Annotated in this window: 1 pseudogene; it reads right to left on the reverse strand. The window is 74.4% G+C overall.

The window, feature by feature from the left end:
* Positions 1–211: 211 nt before the first annotated feature.
* Positions 212–4,037: pseudogene (locus RKE29_RS27930) on the reverse strand (HAMP domain-containing protein).
* Positions 4,038–4,820: the final 783 nt, after the last annotated feature.

A 4,820-nucleotide genomic window follows, 5' to 3' on the forward strand; every position in this document is an offset into this window, starting at 1 on the left:
GCGGCCTCGCCCCCGGCGCCGGCCGTCGGGCGCGCCGCTCCGGCGGGCCGCCGGGCCGGGGCGGCCGGCGCCGGACCGTCTTTCGGAACGGCCCCTTCCGGACGCTGGGGAGTGTGCAACGGAACTCAGGCTCCTCGGACAAGGTCTGGGGCCGCCCGCGGACGTGCGGGCCGCCTGTCGCGGTTCCGGCCGCCACCGGGCCGGCGCCGGGTCAGGTGCGCAGCCAGCGCTGGATACACGCGACCAGGTCCCCGGCGTCGACCGGTTTGGTGACGTGGTCGCTGGCCCCGGCCGCCAGGCTCTTCTCCCGGTCCCCGGGCATCGCCTTGGCCGTCACCGCGATGATCGGCAGGTCGGCGTGCTCGGCCATGCTCCGGATGGCGGCGGTGGCCGCGTAGCCGTCCATCTCCGGCATCATCACGTCCATCAGCACCAGGTCGACGTCCGGGTTGCGGGTCAGGGTCTGGATGCCCGCACGGCCGTTGTCGGCGTGCAGGACCCGCATGCCCTGGAGCTCCAGGATGCCGGTGAGGGCGTAGACGTTGCGCGCGTCGTCGTCCACGATCAGCGCGGTGCGCCCGGCCAGCCGCGCGTCGTCCGGCCCGGCGCCTTCCACGGCGTGGCCGTCCAGGGCCGGGGGCACGTCCCGCCGCGCCAGCGGCGGCACGTCGCCCGGACCGTCGGCGGACAGGTGCAGGGCGACGCGCTCGCGCAGCTCGTCCAGGCTGGGCAGCAGCTCCAGCGGGCAGGTGCCGACCCGCGACTGGAGCGTCCGCTCCTGGGCCGGGTCCAGCCGCCGGTTGCTGTGCACCAGCACCGGGACCGTACGCAGCGCGGCGTCGCCGTCCATGGCCGTCAGGAACCGCAGGGCCGCGCCGTCGGCCAGCCCCAGGTCCAGCACCACGCAGTGGAAGGCGTCGGCCGCCAGGGCCGCGGCCGCCTCCTCGGCGCCGACCGCGGTGACGATCTCGACGCCGCCGTGCGGGTAGCCCAGGTCGTGGCCGTCGACCAGGTCGGCCACTGCGCTCTCGGCGACCATGGTCAGCAGGCCGCGCGGCCGCTCCTCGATCACCAGCAGCCGCCGCTGCCGGGAGGGCGCCGGCGGGGCGGTTACCGACGGGGCGGCCGGCGCCGGGGCGTCGGCCGCGGCCGGGGCGGGGCCCGGCGGGACCTGCTGGAAGTCGGGGCGGGCCACGGGCAGGTAGAAGGTGAAGGTGCTGCCGACGCCCGGGGTGCTCTCCACGCCGATGGCGCCGCCGAGCAGGTAGGCGATCTCCCGGCTGATGGACAGGCCCAGGCCCGTGCCGCCGAACCTGCGGCTGGTGGTGCCGTCGGCCTGCTGGAACGCCCCGAAGATCGTCTCCAGCTGCTGCTCGGGGATGCCGACGCCGGTGTCGGAGACCCGGAAGGCGACGGCCGGGCCGTGCCGCCGCACCCCCGCGGGCAGCTCGGTGTCGGCGATCGGCCCGATCCGCAGCACGACGCTGCCGGCCTCGGTGAACTTGACCGCGTTGGACAGCAGGTTGCGCAGCACCTGCCGCACGCGCGAGTCGTCGGTGAGCAGTTCGGCGGGCACGCCGGGCTCGGTGACCACCTCGAAGGCGAGGCTCTTCTGGGTGGTCAGGGGCCGGAAGGTGGCCTCCACGTACTCCAGCAGCCGCCGCAGCGGCACCCGCTCGGGCATGATGTCCATCTTGCCCGCCTCGACCTTGGACAGGTCGAGGATGTCGTTGATCAGCTGGAGCAGGTCGGAGCCGGCCGAGTGGATGATGCCCGCGTACTCGACCTGCTTGGGCGTGAGGTTGCGGGTGGGGTTCTGGGCCAGCAGCTGGGCGAGGATCAGCAGGCTGTTGAGCGGGGTACGCAGCTCGTGGCTCATGTTGGCCAGGAACTCCGACTTGTACTTCGAGGCGAGGGCCAGCTGCTGGGCGCGCGCCTCCAGCTCCTGGCGGGCCTGCTCGATCTCCAGGGTCTTCTGCTCGATGGCGCGGTTCTGGGTGGCCAGCAGCGCGGCCTTCTCCTCCAGCTCCGCGTTGGACTGCTGGAGCTCCTCCTGCCTGCTCTGGAGTTCCGCGGAGCGGGTCTGGAGCTCGGCGGTGAGCCGCTGGGACTCCTGGAGCAGCTCGTCGGTGCGGGCGTTGGCGATGATGGTGCTGACGTTGACGCCGATGGTCTCCCGCAGCTGCTGAAGGAAGTCCCGCTGTACGGGCGTGAACCGGTGCACCGAGGCCAGCTCGATGACGCCGAGCACCTGGTCCTCCATGATGATCGGCAGGACGACCAGGCTGACCGGCGCGGTCCGGCCCGCGCCGGAGGAGATGGTGGCGTAACCGGCCGGGATGTCGTCCACGGCGATGGTCTGCCGGCTGCGGGCCGCCTGGCCGACCAGGGACTGCCCGAACTGGAAGCGCGTGGGCTGACCGTCCGCGCGCGCGGCGCGCCCGTACGAGCCGATGAGCACCAGCTCGGGTACGGGCGGGGTGTCGTCGGCGAGGAAGAACGCCCCGTACTGCGCGGAGACCAGCGGGGTCAGCTCCTCCATGATCCGCTCGGCGACCACCGGCAGGTCGCGCCGGCCCTGCATCAGGCCGGCTATGTGGGCGAGGCTGGTCTTGAGCCAGTCCTGCTCCTCGTTGGCCCGGGTGCTGGCGCGCAGCGACTCGACCATCGAGTTGATGTTGTCCTTGAGGTCGGCGACCTCGCCGGACGCCTCCACCGTGATGGAGCGGGTCAGGTCGCCCTCGGCGACCGCGCTGGTGACCTCGGCGATGGCCCGGACCTGGCGGGTGAGGTTGCCGGCCAGCTCGTTGACGTTCTCCGTCAGCCGCTTCCAGGTGCCCGACACGCCCTCGACCTCGGCCTGGCCGCCCAGCCGGCCCTCGCGGCCGACCTCGCGGGCCACCCGGGTCACCTCGTCGGCGAACGACGACAGCTGGTCCACCATCGTGTTGATGGTCGTCTTCAGCTCCAGGATCTCCCCGCGCGCGTCCACGTCGATCTTGCGGGTCAGGTCGCCCCGGGCGACGGCCGTGGTCACCTGCGCGATGTTGCGCACCTGGCCGGTGAGGTTGCCCGCCATCGAGTTGACGTTGTCGGTCAGGTCCTTCCAGGTGCCGGCCACGTTGGGCACCCGTGCCTGGCCGCCGAGGATGCCCTCGGTGCCCACCTCGCGGGCCACGCGCGTGACCTCGTCGGCGAACGACGAGAGCGTGCCCACCATGGTGTTGATCACCCCGGCGAGGGCGGCGACCTCGCCCTCGGCCTTCACGGTGATCTTCTGCGACAGGTCGCCGCGCGCCACCGCCGTGGCCACCTGGGCGATGTTGCGCACCTGGTCGGTGAGGTTGCCCGCCATGAAGTTCACCGAGTCGGTCAGGTCGCGCCACACCCCGCCGACGCCGAGCACCCGGGCCTGGCCGCCGAGCCGGCCCTCGCTGCCCACCTCGCGGGCCACCCGGGTCACCTCGTCGGCGAACGACGACAGCTGGTCCACCATCGTGTTGACGGTGTCCTTCAGCTCCAGGATCTCGCCCCGCGCGTCCACGTCGATCTTCTGCGACAGGTCGCCGCGCGCCACGGCCGTGGCCACCTGGGCGATGTCCCGCACCTGCGTGGTCAGGTTGCCCGCCATGGCGTTCACCGAGTCGGTGAGGTCCTTCCAGGTGCCGGACACCCCGGGGACCTCGGCCTGGCCGCCGAGCCGGCCCTCGGTGCCCACCTCCCGCGCCACGCGGGTCACCTCGGAGGTGAACAGCGACAGCTGGTCGACCATGCCGTTGAACACCGAGGCGATCTCGCCGAGCAGTCNCCTCGGAGGTGAACAGCGACAGCTGGTCGACCATGCCGTTGAACACCGAGGCGATCTCGCCGAGCAGTCCGTCGGCGTCGTCTGGAAGGCGGGTGCCGAAGTCGCCGTCGCGCACCGCCGTCAGGCCGGCGAGCAGCTGCCTCAGCCCGGGCTCCCCCACCTCGCCCGCGCCGCGCGCCGCCCCGGCCCGCGCCGCCTGACGCGCGCCGTCGGCCGTCTCCTCACCCATGACCCAACCTCTTCCGCTCATCCGCCGCCGGGACCGCGCCGGTCCGGCGACGGGTCCACTCGCTCGCGGGTGGGCGACCGGCACTCGCGCCCCCGTCGCGATCGAATGCCGTACTCGCCGTGGGGATAAAGACTTCGCTTGCGGAGGCTACCTCAGATGACCGTGGGAGGGGATCGCTGAAAAGGGTTCCCCGGCACCCGGTGCCACCCGGGCCCGGGACCCGTACGGCGGGGCCGGGTGCGGTCCGGCGGAGGCGCACGGGGCGGACGGGGCGCGGCGGAGGCGGCGGGCGGGGCGCGGCGGGTACGGGCACGGGGCGGCGGCGCCCGACCGCCCTGGCACTCGGTGTTCACCGGCCGGACGACCAGCGTTCTCCGCTGCTACAGGCTCGGCGGCGGCCCGGTCGGCGCTCCGCCGCGTGCACGGGCGCGGGACCGGGGCCCCGGCACGCCGAGGGCCGGCCGCGCGCGCCGGTGGCGCGTCGTGGCCGGCCCTTCGACAGCGGGCCGCCAGATGCGGCAGCGGGCCGGAGTGCGGCGGGGGCTCGCCGGATTCCCGCGGGGCCGGTGCGGTCCGCCGCGATCGCCGCGCGCCGGCGGCCCGGCGTGCCGCGTGGGATACGTCCGGGCCCGGCGGGCGCGCCTGGCACGGGCTTCCCCCGCCCACCGCGCAACCGCCCACCGCGCGGCCGCGTACCTACGTCGCGCGGGTCGGGGGCTCGAACGGCGCGGAATCCGCGCGCCGGGCGGCCGGGTCAGACCGCGGGCGCGGGCGCGGCCGGGC

Origin of the sequence: Streptomyces sp. B1866, from assembly GCF_031932565.1 — a bacterium.
Taxonomy (GTDB): Bacteria; Actinomycetota; Actinomycetes; order Streptomycetales; family Streptomycetaceae; genus Streptomyces.